The following is a 16,288-nucleotide window of genomic DNA, read 5'->3' on the forward strand; positions in this document are numbered from 1 at the left end:
ATGAACAAACCCTCTTCTGCTCGTCCATTCATCAAAACACTTAGCATGCTTACTGCTTGTATCAGTTTAGTGGCTTGTGGAGATAGTTCATGGTGGTCAAATAATAAAGAACCTGAAATGGAAGCTGAACAAATTCAGAAAGTCATTCCACCTCGCGTTCATGGTCGTCAGTCTTGGTCACAGGACATCTTCGACATTATGGAACAACTAAAAATTCCAAAAACCAAACAAAATGTATGCAGTATTGTTGCTGTGGTTGACCAAGAGTCGAACTTTGTTGCTGATCCAACAGTTCCAGGTTTAGGTGAAAAAGCTGTTCAAGAGATCAACACACGCTTAAATGAAAAGTTTGAAGCAAAATTAGGTGAAATGATTGGGGGAACTGTTGCTGGTTATTTTGAAGATGTTCTCAAAAACCAACCAACACCAGAAAATAATTACATGAGCCAAATGCGTAAAGTAAAAACTGAGCGCGAACTTGATCTACTTTATCGTGAAATTTTTGACTACATGTCTCAGCACTATCATGTGAGTGCACTCACAGGTGCAGCTAAGCTGGTTGGTCAAGACATCGGCGAAAAGATGAATCCAATTACCACTCTGGGTTCTATGCAAGTCCATATTAACTACGCAAAAGAACATAAACGCCAAAGTGGAAACATTGCTGAATTGCGTAATGATCTTTATACCCAATATGGCGGCTTATATTATGGTATTCATCGCCTGATGGAATACCCAGCAGATTACGACAAAGCAATCTATCGTTTTGCTGATTATAACTCAGGCATGTATTCCAGCCGTAATGCTGCGTTTCAGTCTATGTTAAATGCACTCACGGATACTGAAATTAGTTTGGATGGTGACTTATTACTGTACAACAAAGACGGCGGTATCAAAGCAACACAAAGCCAAACTGAAAAAGAGCTAATCGCTGCATTTGCACAAAACAACGTGCTCGTTACACCAAGACAAATTCGCTCTGACTTGAAAAAAGAAAAGGAAAAGAAATTTGAAGATACGCAAACTTATTTAGCTCTACAAAAACTTTATCAGAATAAAACCAATAAAGAACCAATGTATGCGGTGATGCCGCAAGTCGTCATTTCTGGGCCTAAATTAAGCCGTGACTACAATACAAATTGGTTTGCTAGCCGTGTAAATGGAAGATATGAATCATGCATGCAAAGAGCGAAACGAATAAAACTATAAATCTTGCTTTATTTGATTTCGATGGAACACTTTATCCCAAAGACAGCTTTACTGGGTTTATTTTCTATACCCTTTCAAAACGTCATATTGTAAAAAATGGGCTGAAAATCCTGCCTTGGATTCAAGCCTATTATTTAAAGCTATATCCAGCACATGCGATGAGACCACGTTTATATCAAAGCATGTTTAAAGATATACCTTTAGATTTTGTGGATAAACTAGCCCAAGAATATGCGCAAAAATTAATTAAAAAACTTGATCCTGATTTGCTGCATCAGCTAAAACTCCACCAACAACGTGGGGATCAAGTTGTGCTAGTTTCAGCCTCAATTGATCTGTATTTAACTTATATCTGCAAGTATTTAAATATTGAATTAATTTGCACTGAAACAGAGTATAAAAATGGACTACTAACAGGTTCTTATCGATCAGAAGATTGTAGCTGTGAACAAAAAAAGTTTCGAATTATGCAGCAATATCAACTATCTGATTATCAATTTATCTATGCCTATGGCAATAGCGAAGAAGATTTAGAAATGTTATCGATTGCAGATTATCCATATATGGTAGGCGAAGAAAAAGCTTTACCAAAATTAAAACCACAGGCACTCAAGATTTGCGAAAACATGAGTGAAATATAAAAAAAGCTCGCTGAATGCGAGCTTTTTTCTTTTCAGCAACCTAATAAATTGCCATATGATCGCGGTGGATCATTTCTAAAGAACGTGCTTCACCTAAAACTTGATAGACTTTTTCAGAAGATAAACCTTTGATTCGCTCGGCTGAAGTTGAACTAAAATTAACTCGACCAACAGCGACACGACTGCCACGCTGATCAATACATTCAACCACGTCACCACGCGCAAAATGCCCTTGAATGTCTTTCACACCGACAGGCAATAAACTACGATGTTTGAGCTTAATTGCCTCAACTGCCCCATCGTCAATCACTAAACGACCAGCAGTTTGTAGATGTGCTGCCAACCATTGCTGATGCGCTGTAACACGATCATTATCCGTGGTGAATAAAGTGCCTAACATTTCACCCGCCATTAAACGGGCTAAAACATTATCACTTTCACCGCTTGCGATTAGCGTCGGACAGCCAGACTTTGCAGCCAATCGTGCAGCACGGACTTTGGTTACCATACCGCCACGACCAAGCACACCGCCACCACCCGCCATTTCAAACAGAGTGTCATCTAAGGCACGAACAGCGGAGAACAACTTCGCATTTGGATTACTTCTTGGATCAGAATCAAACATACCTTGTTGATCAGTTAAAATAATCAACAGCTCTGCATGAACTTGACCCGCAACCATAGCTGCTAACGTATCATTATCACCAAATCGAATTTCATCTGTAGAAACAGTATCATTTTCATTGATGACTGGAATAACACGCCAGTCAATCAAATTTTGTAAGGCATCACATGAGTTCAGATAACGACGACGATCAGCAAGATCATCGTGCGTCAATAAGACTTGTGCTGTTTGAATACCATGCTGCTCTAATACACTAGACCAAGTATGAATCAAACCCATCTGTCCGATGGCTGCACAAGCTTGCAAACTGGGTAGATCGGTGGGTCGACTCGCAAGCTTCATGCGTACCATCCCTTCTGCTACTGCGCCTGAAGACACTAAAATAATCTCATGTCCAGCATTGTGTAGATCAGCAATTTGTTTCGCCCAATGCGAAATTGCATTTAGATCTAAACCTTGCCCATTTGCAGTAAGTAAAGATGATCCGATTTTAACAACGATCCGTTTACACGCATTGAGCTGACGTTGCCCATCGACCACTTCTATCATTTTTTCCTCGGTTTACTAGTCACGAACGTAGATGCTTTCTACGCCGCCATCATCTTCATCGTCATCAAAGTCTTCATCATCGTCAAAGTCAGCTTCACGCTGAGCTTTACGCATTGCACGATATGCTTCTTTTGCTGCGATGGTTTGTTCACGTGTCTCAGCTTCAAGCTGCTCACGGAATGCTTTAATTTCTGCTGCGTACTCTGGATCTTCAACTTCGCGTTCACGTTGTTGTTCAATTTGATCCATTAAGTAATAAACCACTTCCTTGGTTCCTTCTGACATAAGACCAGAAGTTTTGAATACTGGACCAGTCCATTGCAACTCATCAAGAATGTGCTGACACCACTCTTCTCTTGACTCTTCAGGAATTTGATCAAGCTTATTTAATACAAGAACCACAGGAAGTTTTGCCAATGTCGGAGAGAATTTTAATAACTCACCTAAAATTGCTCTTGCATTGTGTGCTGGGTCAGAACCGTCAATTGGCTGAACATCAACAATATGCAAAAGAATACGTGTACGAGCCAAGTGTTTAAGGAAACGAATCCCTAGACCTGCACCCTCTGCAGCACCTTCGATCAAGCCTGGAATATCAGCCATTACAAACGAACGATGGCGATCAGCATCGACCACACCTAAGTTTGGTACCATTGTCGTAAATGGATAATCAGCAACTTTCGGTTTTGCTGCACTGACTGCACGAATAAATGTAGATTTACCCGCATTTGGCATACCGAGTAAGCCGACATCAGCAAGTACTTTAAGTTCTAAGCGTACTTCACGGTATTCACCTTTGATACCATGTGTACATTTACGTGGAGCGCGGTTAGTCGATGATTTAAAGTGTGTGTTTCCTAAACCACCATCACCACCGTTAGCAACTTTCACACGTTGACCATCAGCAACCAAGTCACCAATAATATCGCCTGATTCTGTATCAACAATGGTCGTACCTACAGGTACTTTTAAAATGACATCTTCACCGCCACGACCAGAACAATTCGCACCTGAACCATTTTTACCACGTTCAGCGCGGAATCGACGCGTATATCGGTAGTCTACGAGCGTGCTAGTGTCATCATCGGCCTGAATATAAATACTTCCGCCACGTCCACCATCACCACCATCTGGGCCACCAAAAGGGACAAATTTTTCACGGCGAAAACTGGCTACGCCATTGCCACCGTCGCCAGCCTCTACGGTTATGACTGCTTCATCAACAAAGCGCATGTGCCAATCCTCTGAAATCTTAAAAGCGGACTATTTTGCCACATTTTAATAAATTTCTCGAATAGAATAATCAGCAAATACGTATCAAACATTAAAAAAGATTTTTATTCCTATTAAGGTTTCACATTCTTCAATGGCAACTCCATCTGCATATCTAAATTTGCTTTAGTTTGCTGAACTGAGTTAAACATCGTGGCATTAAAAGATGAGATATTAGTCATATTCACCGCATCATTCATATAAAAGCTTGGTTTAAACTGATGTTTCACAGGTAAATTTACTGATTCATCAAAACCAAAATGAACAGGTCCACTAAATACGATTTTTACAGGAACGGTATAAGTCCGCTTCAATTGAAACGGAATGTCGAGCTTTACGGGTACATTTAGTTTTAATGGAAATTTCGGTAATAATTTATTTTGGTAAATTAAGTCAGTACTCGTTTCAACAGGCATGACCTGATCAACTTTGAGCATCGTTTCATAGTTAATATTTACGGTAATCGGTGTTTCTACTTCAAAACTTAAATCCGCTAAATATTTACCTTTCAAAGGAAGTTGTAGAGTTCGATCAATATCCAAGGTTGTATTGAGTTGACCCTGTGATTTTACTCGTAAATGATCACCCACCTGAATTTGTGTAGCCAATGATTCAGGCAGGCGGATATCCGCCTGTTGTGCAGAAACAATCAAAGATGCTTGTATGTTCAAATACAACCAAAACAAGATTGCAACTAACGTTGTGAGTATGACAAAACTGATGACGAAGCTTTTAATCGATTTGGTGATATCCATTATTCACCTATTTTTACGTCACGAGGTTTTGCAGGCTCATCTACAGGTTGAGTTTTAACTCGATCCAAATACATCGTTGAAAGTGGAATTTTCAACTCCCCTTCAGCAATTTTAACAGGAAGCGTATTTTTTACATCAACCGATGCATTTAACTCAGATGTAATAGGTACATTTAATTTGCCTTGAATAGGAATATTGGCATTAAGTTGTGCTTTTAATGGGATATTTAAGTTTTCTTTTAAAACAGTACGAACTGGCGCATCAAATTTTAAATGAACTTTTTGATTTAAAGGAACTTGGATATTAATCGGCACATCCAGTTGCAAAGGAATAGACCCTTTCAAGGGTAAAGTGACATCTTTACCTAAAATTTTAACTTGGACTTTTGTATCGATTGGCAGACTTTGATTAACCTTAATCGTTTCATTGACAGGAATTGTGGTGCTGATCGGCACCAAATTATCAAAATACACCCGTGGTGTTAATGTTTGTGTCAACGGAACATTGAGTTGCTCATCGATTGGAATTTTTGCATCCACACGGCCATCCACATCTACATTTAATGCATCTTTCACTTTTACACGAACTTGTAATGGCTCTTGTAAATCAATCGCAACATCTTGATTTTTGAGTGGGATATAAATATTAAAATGTTTAAATACCCACATGGCAATATAAACACCACATAGGTTAGCAACAATAATTAGGCCAAAAATCGCCAGCACACGTTTAAACTGCAACAATGAAGTATTCCTAACAAATCATTTCCCTTTGTGGTTATTCTCATCGATTTTTATGTTTTAATCTGCATAGATTCTGTACAGTCAATAAAAAAGCCCAGTTTAAACTGGGCTTTTATTGTATAGCTTTGCTAACAAATATTATGCATTTGTTTCAGCAGGAACTTTCGCATAGCTTACGCCACACATTTGTTCAGCGATACGTAATACTTGGCAGCTATAACCAACTTCGTTATCGTACCAAACATACGCAGTTAAACGGTTACCAGAAGTGATTGTTGCTTGCGCATCAAATACACCTGCTGTACGAGAACCGATAAAATCGCTCGATACAACTTCTGTTGAGTTGGTATAACCAATTTGACCTTGTAACTTAGAGTTAATCGAAATTTGACGAATGTATTCGTTCACTTCTTCACGATCAACTTCTTTGTCTAAAGTTAAGTTCAAGATAGCAAGAGAAACGTTTGGTGTTGGAACACGTACTGAGTTACCAGTTAACTTACCTTTAAGTGCTGGTAATGCTTTTGCAACTGCTTTTGCCGCACCAGTTTCTGTAATAACCATGTTCAATGTTGCAGCACGACCACGGCGATCTGCTTTGTGGTAGTTGTCGATTAAGTTCTGGTCATTTGTAAATGAGTGAACTGTTTCAACATGACCATTTAACACTTTGTATTTGTCATCTAAAACTTTTAATACAGGTGTAATTGCATTTGTTGTACAGCTTGCAGCAGAGATGATTTTGTCTTCATCTAAGATGTCAGCTTGGTTCACACCAAATACAACGTTCTTCATGTCCCCCTTACCAGGTGCAGTCAACACAACGCGGGCAACGCCAGCACATTGTAAATGCTGAGCTAAACCATCAACATCACGCCATTTACCAGTGTTGTCGATAAGAAGTGCATTATCAATACCATATGCTGTGTAATCTACTTCGCTTGGGCTAGAAGCGTAAATTACTTTGATGAATTGACCATTTGCGATGATCGCTTCGTTTTCTTCATCAACAGAAATCGTACCGTCGAAAGTACCGTGAATAGAGTCACGACGTAATAACGAAGCACGCTTAGCTAAGTCACCATCAGATGATTTACGCACAACGATTGCTTTAAGGCTTAAACCACGACCCAAACCAGATTGGCTGATGATTAAGCGCGCTAAGATACGACCGATACGACCAAAACCGTAAAGAACAACATCTTTAGGCTCAGCAGCAGTTGAGTTACCTTGAATTGGAGCAACAGCTTGAGCAACAAATGCATCAACATCGCCACCTTGGTTCTTGTATTCAACAGCAAGTTTACCGATATCAACTTCAGCTGAACCAATGTTTTCAACTTTCATTAACGCTTCTAAAATAGGGAACGTATTTACAACTGAAAGCTCAACATCAAGCATACGAGTACGACGGTGAGTTTTTAAAATTTGGATTACTGAGCGGTTAATTAAAGAACGACCGTAAACAGAAACCACGATGTTTTTCTCACGGTACAATTGACCAATTAATGTAATCATACGTTCCGCGATTTCTTCACGGTTTTTCCAACGACCTTGGTGTTCTGCGTGTAGGGCAACGATAGTTTCTTTGCTCACAGTTACGTCCTCTAATTTATATATACTGGGCGTGAATTTTTAAAACGCCATTATTGTAATAGAATTATCATCAAGATTGAATCAAAAGCTGCTAAACGAGCTAAGATTTTGTACTAATTGACTATAAATTCATAAAATACCTATAATTATTTTTATGAATTTTGGTGAATATTCATTTTCATGATTAGCTTAAGTTGATTTTCACTCATACTTATAGCGCCTCCCCTAATAAATAGTAGTTTTCAGTTACTGCATTTTATTAACCACAACAATCATTCGGAGTTACAAGCTAAAAAATAAAATACAAGACAAGTTGTTTAAATATAACAATAAAAACTATGTTTTAGACTATTAATACACTTAACTAATTCAAGGTAAAAATGAATTTTAAAATATGGTTATTACTAATCAGCATTCCTCCTGCTTGTGAAGTCTCTATGGGTTTTATCGGATTATTCGGACTGCTACTCACAAATATTGTCTATTTTCCTATTTCTTGGATTGACGAACCCTTTTTCAACTGCAATGGTGAAGTTGGTTGTCTGCCTAAGGCAGTATGGACGGATTTTAATGTTTCTCACCATTAACCTAATGTACTACTTATATGCGAAGCTTAAAGGCCTTTAGTTCAAAACTAGACTCATATTAATCTTGCTCATTGTCACTGAGCCGTTTTGAATATTGCTGTAAATTCAATTCCAAATGTTGTTTACGTAGTCTTTGTTGATAAAGATGGATCGCCCCTTCGATCACTAAAACCAATACGGCTAACCAAATCGGTATATAAGTAAGCCACTCTTCTGCACCTATTTTTTCTCCCAACATCAAAGACACTAATGCTAATAAAACTGGCTCTAAATATCCCAATAACCCAAAAATAATCAACGGTAAGTATCGACTTGCTAAAAGATAACATCCCAAACCAATCGCACTTAATGCACCTAAGCCCATGACGATAAAAGTTAAACTTGGATGGTCTAAAAACTTCAAATAAGGTGTGATACCTGTTTGTGTCAAATAAATTGCAATAGGTAAAATCAATATAAGATCCCACCAAAATCCACCTAAATTATCAGTATTGATTTTTTTCCGAATCACAAAATATGCTGCATAACCGATTGCAACTAAAGCTGTTTCCCACGCAATACTCCCCAAACGCCACATTTCGTGTCCTACACCAAACACTGCGAGTAAAACTGCTAAACACTGTAACTTAGACAGCTTTTCGCCATATAAAACACTTCCAGCTAGCACCAGTACAAGAGGTAATAGAAAATATCCAAGCGAAACCTGCAATCCTCGACCATGCATCGGCCCCCATAAAAAAAGCCATAATTGCGCAGAGGTTAGAACTGAGGTTAGTATTAACAAGAGGAGTAAACTAGGCTTTGCTAATACTCTTTGGAAAATAGTTTTAATATGAACCAAATCACCACTAAACCACATAAATAAAGTTAGAAATGGCAAGGTTGCAATGATGCGCCAACCAAAGGTTTGCTCACTATCCAATGCACCTAAAAATTGGGTATAAAAATAAAGAACCCCAAAGGTTACAGAAGCCAAAACTGAATACGCAATTCCCTTAAACATTTTGACCTCTGGATAGAAAAGTGATTCAAGAAAAACTTGATTAATCCACTATATGAGAAATAAAAAACCATGCAAGCGCATGGTTTAAAATAAAGTGCTGTTTCTAGCGATGTTCAGGGTAAATAATATCATTAATCTCATATCCAAGGGATTTGGCATAATTTAGATATTCATGAATCACTTCTTTTTTCGGGTTTGGTGTTCGTGAAAGCACCCATAAATATTTGCGCTTAGGCTCTCCGACTAATACTGTCTGATAATCTGCATCAAGTTTTAAAATCCAGTAATCACCTCGCCCAACAGGAATCCAACGAACACCTTCAGGTAGAAAACTTACGCTTAATTTAGTATTAAAAGGTGCATTCACGACAAATGCTTCGCCAAGACTTTGCTGAAGATTTCCATCAACGTCATAGCATTTATTATCAACAACAATATTGCCATTTTCATTTACGGTATAAGTTGCTGAAACGTTATACGCACACTTACGTTCGAAATACATCGGCTTGCGAGCGACTTCATACCAAACACCCAAATACTTGTCTAATTCTACTTTTTCAACGGTTGCTAAGGGCTTCGCTTGAGCATAAGAGATTGTTGCTACAGCCAATCCAGTTAAAACAGCTCCACCCACTGCAATTTTTGCTAAACGCCAACTCGCTTTCGGGAAATTTTTAATAAAGGGCATCAGAAATCCTCAAAGCAGAAATTTGTTATAAATAGTCATATACTTAACTTAGAAACATAGCCTAATTTATAAACAAAAACTGTTGCGATATGTATCACTTTTAAGGATTTCTCAGCTTATTCAAGATTGCAACATATGTGCTTTCAACCGCACGATTTCATCACGAAGTCGTGCTGCTTGCTCAAATTGTAGCTCTTTCGATGCTTTCAACATTTCCTTTTCCAACTTAGCAATATGTTTTGCAAATAACTTTGGATCAGAAAGTAAATGCTGTTCATCTGCACTGATTGACTGAGCTTGCTCAAGCACTTTTTCATCGATTTCATCATCGGTCAGCACTTCGCCCGTATCAATTTCTTTAATTGTTTGGCGAACGGCACTGCGCGGTATAATTCCATGAAGTTCATTAAATTCAATTTGTTTATTACGGCGGCGCTCAGTCTCATCCATCGCTTTACGCATAGAGTCTGTAATGCGATCAGCATATAAAATGGCCTTACCTTTCACATTACGCGCAGCACGACCAATGGTTTGAATCAATGACCGCTCAGAACGCAAGAAACCTTCTTTATCTGCATCCAAGATTGCGACCAAAGAGACTTCTGGCATGTCCAAACCTTCACGCAGTAAGTTAATCCCCACTAAAACATCATGTATACCAGTACGTAGCTCATGAATAATTTTGACTCGCTCTACCGTATCAATATCGGAATGTAAATAAGCGACCTTAACCCCATACTCTTTGAGATATGATGTTAAATCCTCAGCCATTCGCTTAGTCAACGTCGTCACCAGAACACGTTCATTCAACTGCTTACGAATATTAATTTCTGATAACACATCATCGACTTGGGTCAGTACAGGTCTTACTTCAATTTCAGGATCAATCAATCCCGTTGGACGAACCACCTGCTCTACCACCTGCTCTGACTTTTCCAACTCATATTGCGCAGGTGTTGCACTAACAAATACGGTTGTTGGAACAATACGCTCCCACTCTTCAAACTTCATTGGACGATTATCCAATGCACTTGGTAAGCGAAATCCATAATTCACCAAATTTTCTTTACGTGAGCGGTCACCTTTGTACATCGCCCCAATTTGAGGAACGGTTACATGCGATTCATCAATAATCAACAATGCATCTTCAGGAATATAATCAAATAAGGTTGGTGGTGCTTCACCAGCCGAACGCCCTGATAAATGACGTGAATAGTTTTCAATGCCATTGGTATAACCCAACTGCTGCATCATTTCTAAGTCATAACGAGTACGTTGCTCAATACGCTGTGCTTCGAGCAATTTATCATTGTCTTTAAAAAACTTAAGCTGATCTTTGAGTTCGTCTTTAATGGTATCAATCGCACGAGTCAAATGGTCTTTCGGCGTGACATAGTGACTTTTCGGATAAATCGTTACACGCGGAACTTTTCTTACTAATTTACCCGTCAATGGATCAAACCAGCGAATTGAATCAACTTCGTCATCAAATAACTCAACGCGAATGGCATCCTTATCCGATTCTGCTGGGAAAATATCAATAATTTCACCACGGATACGGTATGTACCACGTAAAAACTCAAGTTCATTACGCGTATATTGCATTTCAACGAGACGACGAATGATCTCATCTCGGCTGACTCGATCGCCTTGTACAATATGCAACAGCATTTGCATATAGGCATTTGGATCACCCAAACCATAAATCGCTGAAACTGATGCAACGATGATGGCATCTCGACGCTCTAACAACGCACGCGTTGCAGAAAGTCGCATCTGATCAATGTGATCATTAATCGCTGAGTCTTTTTCAATGAAGGTATCTGAAGAAGGCACATAGGCTTCGGGTTGATAATAGTCGTAATAACTAACGAAATACTCAACTGCATTGTTCGGGAAAAATGCTTTAAATTCACCATAGAGTTGTGCAGCTAATGTTTTATTGTGCGCCATGATAATGGTTGGTCGCTGCGTCTGAGCAATCACATTTGCCATGGTGTAGGTCTTCCCCGACCCCGTTACCCCAAGTAGCAACTGATTACGAAAACCTTGGTCAATTCCTTTGACTAATTTTTCAATTGCCTGTGGTTGATCACCCGCAGGTTGGTAATTTGTCACTAAATCGAAAGGTTGATTTTCGCTCACAAGTACACTCTTTGATAAAATTTAAACGATAGTTTAGCAAATCAATTTGGGCGAATTGATACTTTTCAAGATTAGTTTCATTTAATTAATACGGTAACAGCTGCCCATCCCAATTTAAAAGCTTTCCATTTTGATGTGCTGTTAAATTCTGCATAATTGTTATCAATCGTTCTGCTGTTTGTTCAGCACTATACAGTTTTTCTGGTGAAATATTGCGCTGAAATGGCTTGGATAATGCTGAATCAGTCGTTCCAGGATGAACGCTTGCAACAATAATGTTAGATGATTTACGTGACCATTCAATACTTAAATTTTTAATAAACATATTTAATGCTGTTTTGGTCATTCGATAACTGTACCACCCACCTAAGGCGTTATCTTCAATACTTCCAACTTTGGCTGATAATGATAGCCATTTTAAATCGTAGTTTTTGCTCAGAATAGGTGCTAAGGCTTGCGCTAGATGAACATGTGTCATAACGTTTTGTGATAATGACTTATAAACCCATTCATCATAAATTTGGTTTAGGCTCTTTTCAGGCATATAACTATTTTCATGTAAAACACCAGCACAACAATAAACCTCTGTAGGTTGAATATGACTTAAAAACTCCTGAATCAATTTGATTTGACTTGATTCAGATAGGTCAACCTGTAAATCACAATCCCTTAGACGTTGTCGGCTAATACAAAATATCTTCTTCTGACCCTGCTTATTTAACAACTCAAAAAGTGCTCGGCCTATTCCACCTGAAGCACCTGCGATAACAATACTCATATGCGTCGACTATGTATTCACCACTTGAAAGTTTGAGCTTAAACAACAAGATGTGAATTCCACGTTAGCTATATTTACGCTCTATAATACGAGTAATTTTTCAAGCTAAAACTATGCTTAACAAATTGAAATTATTAACATAACAATTAAATATTTTTTTACTTGACCCTAATACTAATCAATAGCAACATGAGTAGAACGATAATCTAAAATATGAATCCGAATGACTTACCAATACCATGATGAAACCATAGTAACGGAACTCCCTGAAGATACGGTCTTTGTTTTTGGCAGTAATCTTGCCGGCATACACGACAGTGGTGCTGCGCGTGTTGCTGCACAGCATTTTGCTGCGGTGAAAGGTGTAGGTCGTGGTTGGGCTGGACAAAGTTTTGCGATTCCAACACTCAATGAACACATCCAGCAAATGCCTCTCTCGCAAATTGAGCATTATGTGGATGATTTTAAAATCTATGCAAAAAACCACCCAAAAATGAAATACTTTTTGACAGCTTTAGGGTGCGGTATTGCAGGCTATAAAGTTTCAGAAATCGCCCCATTATTTAAAGGCATTCACAGCAATGTGATCTTCCCAGAATCATTCCGTCCCTATATCGAAGAAGATGCCGTTTCCCAATTTCCAAATCTAACAGCAGCAACAGTACATGCATTTATTAATGATGAGGTTATTTTTTACTTCAATCATGGTTATGAATCATTTGAAGAAGCATTAAACCAAACTCAATTATCTACAGCCGAAAAAGCCATTGCTCTAATTGTATTAAATGAGGAGCTTTATCCGCGTGATCGTTATGGTCGGGGTAGAGAGCATGAGATCAAGGATATTCTAGGTAAATTGAATGGTAAGATTTTCAATTTCCAGAGCAATTCTGAAGGTGCAATGATTTTTGTGGGCGTGATTATTGCCTTGATGGAACTCTATGACATTGATGAATATGATTTTATTAAACTTTGGCGTGGTGAACTAGAAATACAACATCCTCTAAATCGTCATTAGTAATAAAAAAGCCAATCTTATCGATTGGCTTTTTTTATTAGCGTTTACCCATAGAACGGCGTGTCCCACGAGGTGGCATCCACGTACGATCCGCATATTGTTCAGGTTTTGGACGAACCTGATTATGCGTTGCATCATCATCGTCATTTTGCGCAGATGGCATCGGGAATGGTAATTTCACCAAAGCTTTCTTTGCTTTAGGATTTTCAGTGCTCATTGAAATTCTCACGAAATCTAAATTTCTAGCAGCTATTGTAATAGATTTTTGCTGTATTGATAAAAATAAAAAATGTAAAAAACACCGCTGTGTATTTGGTAACTTTTTATTCAAACACGGTAAGTTTCGACCACTTTTAAGTCTATTTAAGCTAAGATAGCTTGCTTTTATTTTTAATCCCATAAGAAGGAATAATGCCGTGGACGTACGTCTCTCTGATCGTGTCAATGCCATCAAACCGTCCCCTACACTTGCAGTAACAAACAAAGCTGCTGAGCTTAAAGCTGCTGGTAAGAACGTGATTGGTTTAGGTGCAGGCGAACCAGACTTTGATACCCCTCAACACATCAAAGATGCTGCAATTGAAGCGATTAATAATGGCTTTACAAAATACACAGCTGTAGACGGCACTCCAAGCTTAAAAAAAGCAATTATTGCGAAACTCAAACGCGATAACAATTTAGACTACCAAGCAAATCAAATTTTGGTTTCTTGTGGTGGTAAACAAAGTTTCTTTAACTTAGCACTTGCTTTGTTAAATAAAGGTGACGAAGTCATTATCCCTGCTCCATTCTGGGTAAGCTATCCAGATATGGTGATTATTGCTGAAGGTACACCAGTAATCGTGAAATGTGGCGAAGAACAACGCTTCAAAATCACACCAGAACAATTAGAAGCGGCAATCACACCTAACACACGTTTGGTGGTATTAAACAGCCCCTCTAACCCAACAGGCATGATCTATACCAAAGCTGAATTAGAAGCTTTGGCAGAAGTCTTGCGTCGTCACCCTCAAGTTTTTGTTGCTTCTGATGACATGTATGAACCAATTCGTTGGGAAGATGAGTTCTACAACATTGCAACCGTTGCACCTGATTTATATGACCGTACCATCGTTCTCAATGGTGTCTCTAAAGCATATGCAATGACAGGCTGGCGTATCGGTTATGCTGCTGGTCCTGCAAAAATCATTGGTGCAATGAAAAAAATCCAATCGCAATCAACTTCAAACCCGACTTCAATTTCACAAGTCGCTGCTGAAGCTGCATTGAATGGTCCGCAAGATGTATTACAACCAATGATCGAAGCATTCAAACGTCGTCACGATTTAGTGGTAAATGGCTTAAATGAAATCAATGGTATTTCTTGCTTACCAGCTGACGGTGCTTTTTACGCATACGCAAACATTCGTCCGCTTATTCGTGCAAAAGGTTTAAAATCTTGCACAGAGTTTTCTGAATGGTTACTTGAAGAAACAGGCGTTGCTGTTGTTCCTGGTGATGCGTTTGGTTTAGGTGGATTTATGCGTATTTCTTATGCAACTGCTGACGAAGTTTTAGTGGAGGCTTTAGCGCGTATCAAAAAAGCTGCTGATTCCATTGAAGGTGTTGATGCTGCAATTGCATCAATCGAAGCAGAAAAAACAGCTTAACACCTAAAAAGATGTAAAAAGCCTGTTTCGACAGGCTTTTTTATTATTAAGAAAGACGCTGCGGACGAGATAAACTTAAGTAATGACAATAAAAGGGAAAACTTTCATTCAAACTTATTTTTTGAATCTTTTGCTCTAGTACATTCCACGCATAAGCGTGCGCTTGTTTGAAAAGTCCTTGCTTCTCAAATGCAAATAAGAATAAAGCATTTTCCCTATTCTCTAAGTTTTTATTTGATAATAAATTTCGAGATTTTTCGAGAATTTGTAATTGATGTTCAGTCCACTTATCACCAAACCAAAGCTGTAATAAATCACCTAAATACAGTCGCTCATCACTGAAAGCAGCGAAATGTATATTGGCATTTTCAACAGATTGATAATATTGTGTAGGATTTTGAATGATATCTAAATAATTTTCTTGATAATAAGAAAGATTTGAAAAGATAGATTGAATACTGAGAATAGTCATTTTGACCTCCGATTTAGCCATTTTAGTGCTGGCAAGTAGGGTTAAATCCACACTGCTTAGATAGATATCTAAACGCTTTCTAACTCGAATCTAGCAATAGCATTTCCAAAGTTCAAGTTATTTTTTAAATTTCAAGCTAATTGTGCAAATAAAAACCATACGATATAAAAATGAAGAAAACATGACACTTTTAACTTGACCGATTTCAAAAGCCCCCTATAATGGCATTCAGATTCTCCCATAGCTCAGTCGGTAGAGCGACGGACTGTTAATCCGCAGGTCCCTGGTTCGAGCCCAGGTGGGAGAGCCAAAATTCTAAAAGCCCTTATCATTGATAAGGGCTTTTTTAATGCTCAATTATTTTAATTTTAAGAAATGTCTGCAAATGATGATAAAAAGTACAATTAAATCAATATTTAATTTTTTTCTCATGAATGACTTGACCATCCCCCACTACATGCATAGAATGCATATCCAGATTCTCCCATAGCTCAGTCGGTAGAGCGACGGACTGTTAATCCGCAGGTCCCTGGTTCGAGCCCAGGTTGGAGAGCCAAT

Annotated in this window: 15 protein-coding genes and 2 tRNA genes; 6 read left to right on the plus strand and 11 right to left on the minus strand. The window is 38.4% G+C overall.

The window, feature by feature from the left end; genetic code table 11:
- Window positions 1-1,209: a DUF1615 domain-containing protein gene (locus tag F959_RS12550; protein WP_004880705.1), complete on the plus strand. Its 1,209-nt coding sequence runs from the start codon at window positions 1-3 to the stop codon at window positions 1,207-1,209.
- On the plus strand, window positions 1,176-1,850 hold the full coding sequence (locus F959_RS12555) for an HAD family hydrolase (RefSeq protein ID WP_004880710.1): 675 nt from the start codon (window positions 1,176-1,178) through the stop codon (window positions 1,848-1,850). Before F959_RS12550 ends, F959_RS12555 begins: the two co-directional genes overlap by 34 nt.
- Window positions 1,851-1,890: 40 nt before the next feature.
- On the opposite strand, the gene proB is transcribed toward F959_RS12555, so the two are convergent.
- The 9 genes from proB to F959_RS12600 form a co-directional block, all read right to left on the minus strand.
- Window positions 1,891-3,024: a glutamate 5-kinase gene (proB, locus tag F959_RS12560; RefSeq protein ID WP_004880712.1), complete on the minus strand. Its 1,134-nt coding sequence runs from the start codon at window positions 3,022-3,024 to the stop codon at window positions 1,891-1,893.
- A 15-nt stretch (window positions 3,025-3,039) separates the two neighbouring features.
- Window positions 3,040-4,257, minus strand: a complete 1,218-nt coding sequence (gene cgtA / locus F959_RS12565; protein WP_004880716.1) for an Obg family GTPase CgtA — start codon at window positions 4,255-4,257, stop codon at window positions 3,040-3,042.
- Window positions 4,258-4,370: 113 nt separating this feature from the next.
- Entirely contained in the window at window positions 4,371-5,051 is a 681-nt protein-coding gene (locus tag F959_RS12570; RefSeq protein WP_004880717.1) for a hypothetical protein, read from the minus strand.
- Window positions 5,051-5,794 carry a hypothetical protein gene (locus F959_RS12575; RefSeq protein ID WP_004880719.1) on the minus strand — a complete coding sequence of 248 codons (744 nt, stop codon included), beginning with the start codon at window positions 5,792-5,794 and terminating at the stop codon, window positions 5,051-5,053. The genes F959_RS12570 and F959_RS12575 overlap by 1 nt, the downstream gene beginning before the upstream one ends.
- A gap of 138 nt (window positions 5,795-5,932) precedes the next feature.
- Window positions 5,933-7,390 carry a glyceraldehyde-3-phosphate dehydrogenase gene (locus F959_RS12580; protein ID WP_004880721.1) on the minus strand — a complete coding sequence of 486 codons (1,458 nt, stop codon included), beginning with the start codon at window positions 7,388-7,390 and terminating at the stop codon, window positions 5,933-5,935.
- A 645-nt stretch (window positions 7,391-8,035) separates the two neighbouring features.
- Window positions 8,036-8,980 carry an EamA family transporter RarD gene (gene rarD, locus F959_RS12585; protein WP_004880726.1) on the minus strand — a complete coding sequence of 315 codons (945 nt, stop codon included), beginning with the start codon at window positions 8,978-8,980 and terminating at the stop codon, window positions 8,036-8,038.
- Window positions 8,981-9,083: 103 nt separating this feature from the next.
- Entirely contained in the window at window positions 9,084-9,668 is a 585-nt protein-coding gene (locus tag F959_RS12590; protein WP_004880728.1) for a lipocalin family protein, read from the minus strand.
- A 120-nt stretch (window positions 9,669-9,788) separates the two neighbouring features.
- Window positions 9,789-11,813, minus strand: a complete 2,025-nt coding sequence (uvrB, locus tag F959_RS12595; protein ID WP_004880731.1) for an excinuclease ABC subunit UvrB — start codon at window positions 11,811-11,813, stop codon at window positions 9,789-9,791.
- Between the two features lie 85 nt (window positions 11,814-11,898).
- Window positions 11,899-12,591: an SDR family NAD(P)-dependent oxidoreductase gene (locus F959_RS12600; RefSeq protein ID WP_004880732.1), complete on the minus strand. Its 693-nt coding sequence runs from the start codon at window positions 12,589-12,591 to the stop codon at window positions 11,899-11,901.
- Window positions 12,592-12,814: 223 nt separating this feature from the next.
- Between F959_RS12600 and F959_RS12605 the strand changes: the two genes are divergently transcribed.
- Complete coding sequence (locus F959_RS12605; RefSeq protein WP_004880734.1) at window positions 12,815-13,609, plus strand: A1S_2505 family phage non-structural protein; 795 nt, start codon at window positions 12,815-12,817, stop codon at window positions 13,607-13,609.
- A gap of 37 nt (window positions 13,610-13,646) precedes the next feature.
- On the opposite strand, the gene F959_RS12610 is transcribed toward F959_RS12605, so the two are convergent.
- Window positions 13,647-13,826 carry a hypothetical protein gene (locus F959_RS12610; protein WP_004880736.1) on the minus strand — a complete coding sequence of 60 codons (180 nt, stop codon included), beginning with the start codon at window positions 13,824-13,826 and terminating at the stop codon, window positions 13,647-13,649.
- A 199-nt stretch (window positions 13,827-14,025) separates the two neighbouring features.
- Between F959_RS12610 and F959_RS12615 the strand changes: the two genes are divergently transcribed.
- Window positions 14,026-15,258, plus strand: coding sequence for a pyridoxal phosphate-dependent aminotransferase (locus F959_RS12615; protein ID WP_004880738.1), 1,233 nt, complete (start codon window positions 14,026-14,028; stop codon window positions 15,256-15,258).
- A 46-nt stretch (window positions 15,259-15,304) separates the two neighbouring features.
- Here F959_RS12615 and F959_RS12620 read toward each other — a convergent pair whose 3' ends face one another.
- Window positions 15,305-15,730, minus strand: a complete 426-nt coding sequence (locus tag F959_RS12620; RefSeq protein ID WP_004880740.1) for a hypothetical protein — start codon at window positions 15,728-15,730, stop codon at window positions 15,305-15,307.
- A gap of 234 nt (window positions 15,731-15,964) precedes the next feature.
- On the opposite strand from F959_RS12620, the gene F959_RS12625 reads away from it, so the two are divergent.
- Window positions 15,965-16,040, plus strand: a tRNA-Asn gene (locus F959_RS12625).
- Between the two features lie 170 nt (window positions 16,041-16,210).
- A tRNA-Asn gene (locus F959_RS12630) sits at window positions 16,211-16,286 on the plus strand.
- Window positions 16,287-16,288 lie beyond the last annotated feature (2 nt).

Source organism: Acinetobacter venetianus RAG-1 = CIP 110063 (genome assembly GCF_000368585.1).
GTDB lineage: Bacteria > Pseudomonadota > Gammaproteobacteria > Pseudomonadales > Moraxellaceae > Acinetobacter > Acinetobacter venetianus.

What these genes read in the sequence shown, in the direction of transcription:
- F959_RS12550 (WP_004880705.1), top strand. Translation starts at nt 1, where the DNA reads ATGAACAAACCCTCTTCTGCTCGTCCATTCATCAAAACACTTAGCATG.
- F959_RS12555 (WP_004880710.1), top strand. Translation starts at nt 1,176, where the DNA reads ATGCATGCAAAGAGCGAAACGAATAAAACTATAAATCTTGCTTTATTT.
- proB (WP_004880712.1), bottom strand. Translation starts at nt 3,024, where the DNA reads ATGATAGAAGTGGTCGATGGGCAACGTCAGCTCAATGCGTGTAAACGG.
- cgtA (WP_004880716.1), bottom strand. Translation starts at nt 4,257, where the DNA reads ATGCGCTTTGTTGATGAAGCAGTCATAACCGTAGAGGCTGGCGACGGT.
- F959_RS12570 (WP_004880717.1), bottom strand. Translation starts at nt 5,051, where the DNA reads ATGGATATCACCAAATCGATTAAAAGCTTCGTCATCAGTTTTGTCATA.
- rarD (WP_004880726.1), bottom strand. Translation starts at nt 8,980, where the DNA reads ATGTTTAAGGGAATTGCGTATTCAGTTTTGGCTTCTGTAACCTTTGGG.
- F959_RS12590 (WP_004880728.1), bottom strand. Translation starts at nt 9,668, where the DNA reads ATGCCCTTTATTAAAAATTTCCCGAAAGCGAGTTGGCGTTTAGCAAAA.
- F959_RS12600 (WP_004880732.1), bottom strand. Translation starts at nt 12,591, where the DNA reads ATGAGTATTGTTATCGCAGGTGCTTCAGGTGGAATAGGCCGAGCACTT.
- F959_RS12605 (WP_004880734.1), top strand. Translation starts at nt 12,815, where the DNA reads ATGACTTACCAATACCATGATGAAACCATAGTAACGGAACTCCCTGAA.
- F959_RS12610 (WP_004880736.1), bottom strand. Translation starts at nt 13,826, where the DNA reads ATGAGCACTGAAAATCCTAAAGCAAAGAAAGCTTTGGTGAAATTACCA.
- F959_RS12620 (WP_004880740.1), bottom strand. Translation starts at nt 15,730, where the DNA reads ATGACTATTCTCAGTATTCAATCTATCTTTTCAAATCTTTCTTATTAT.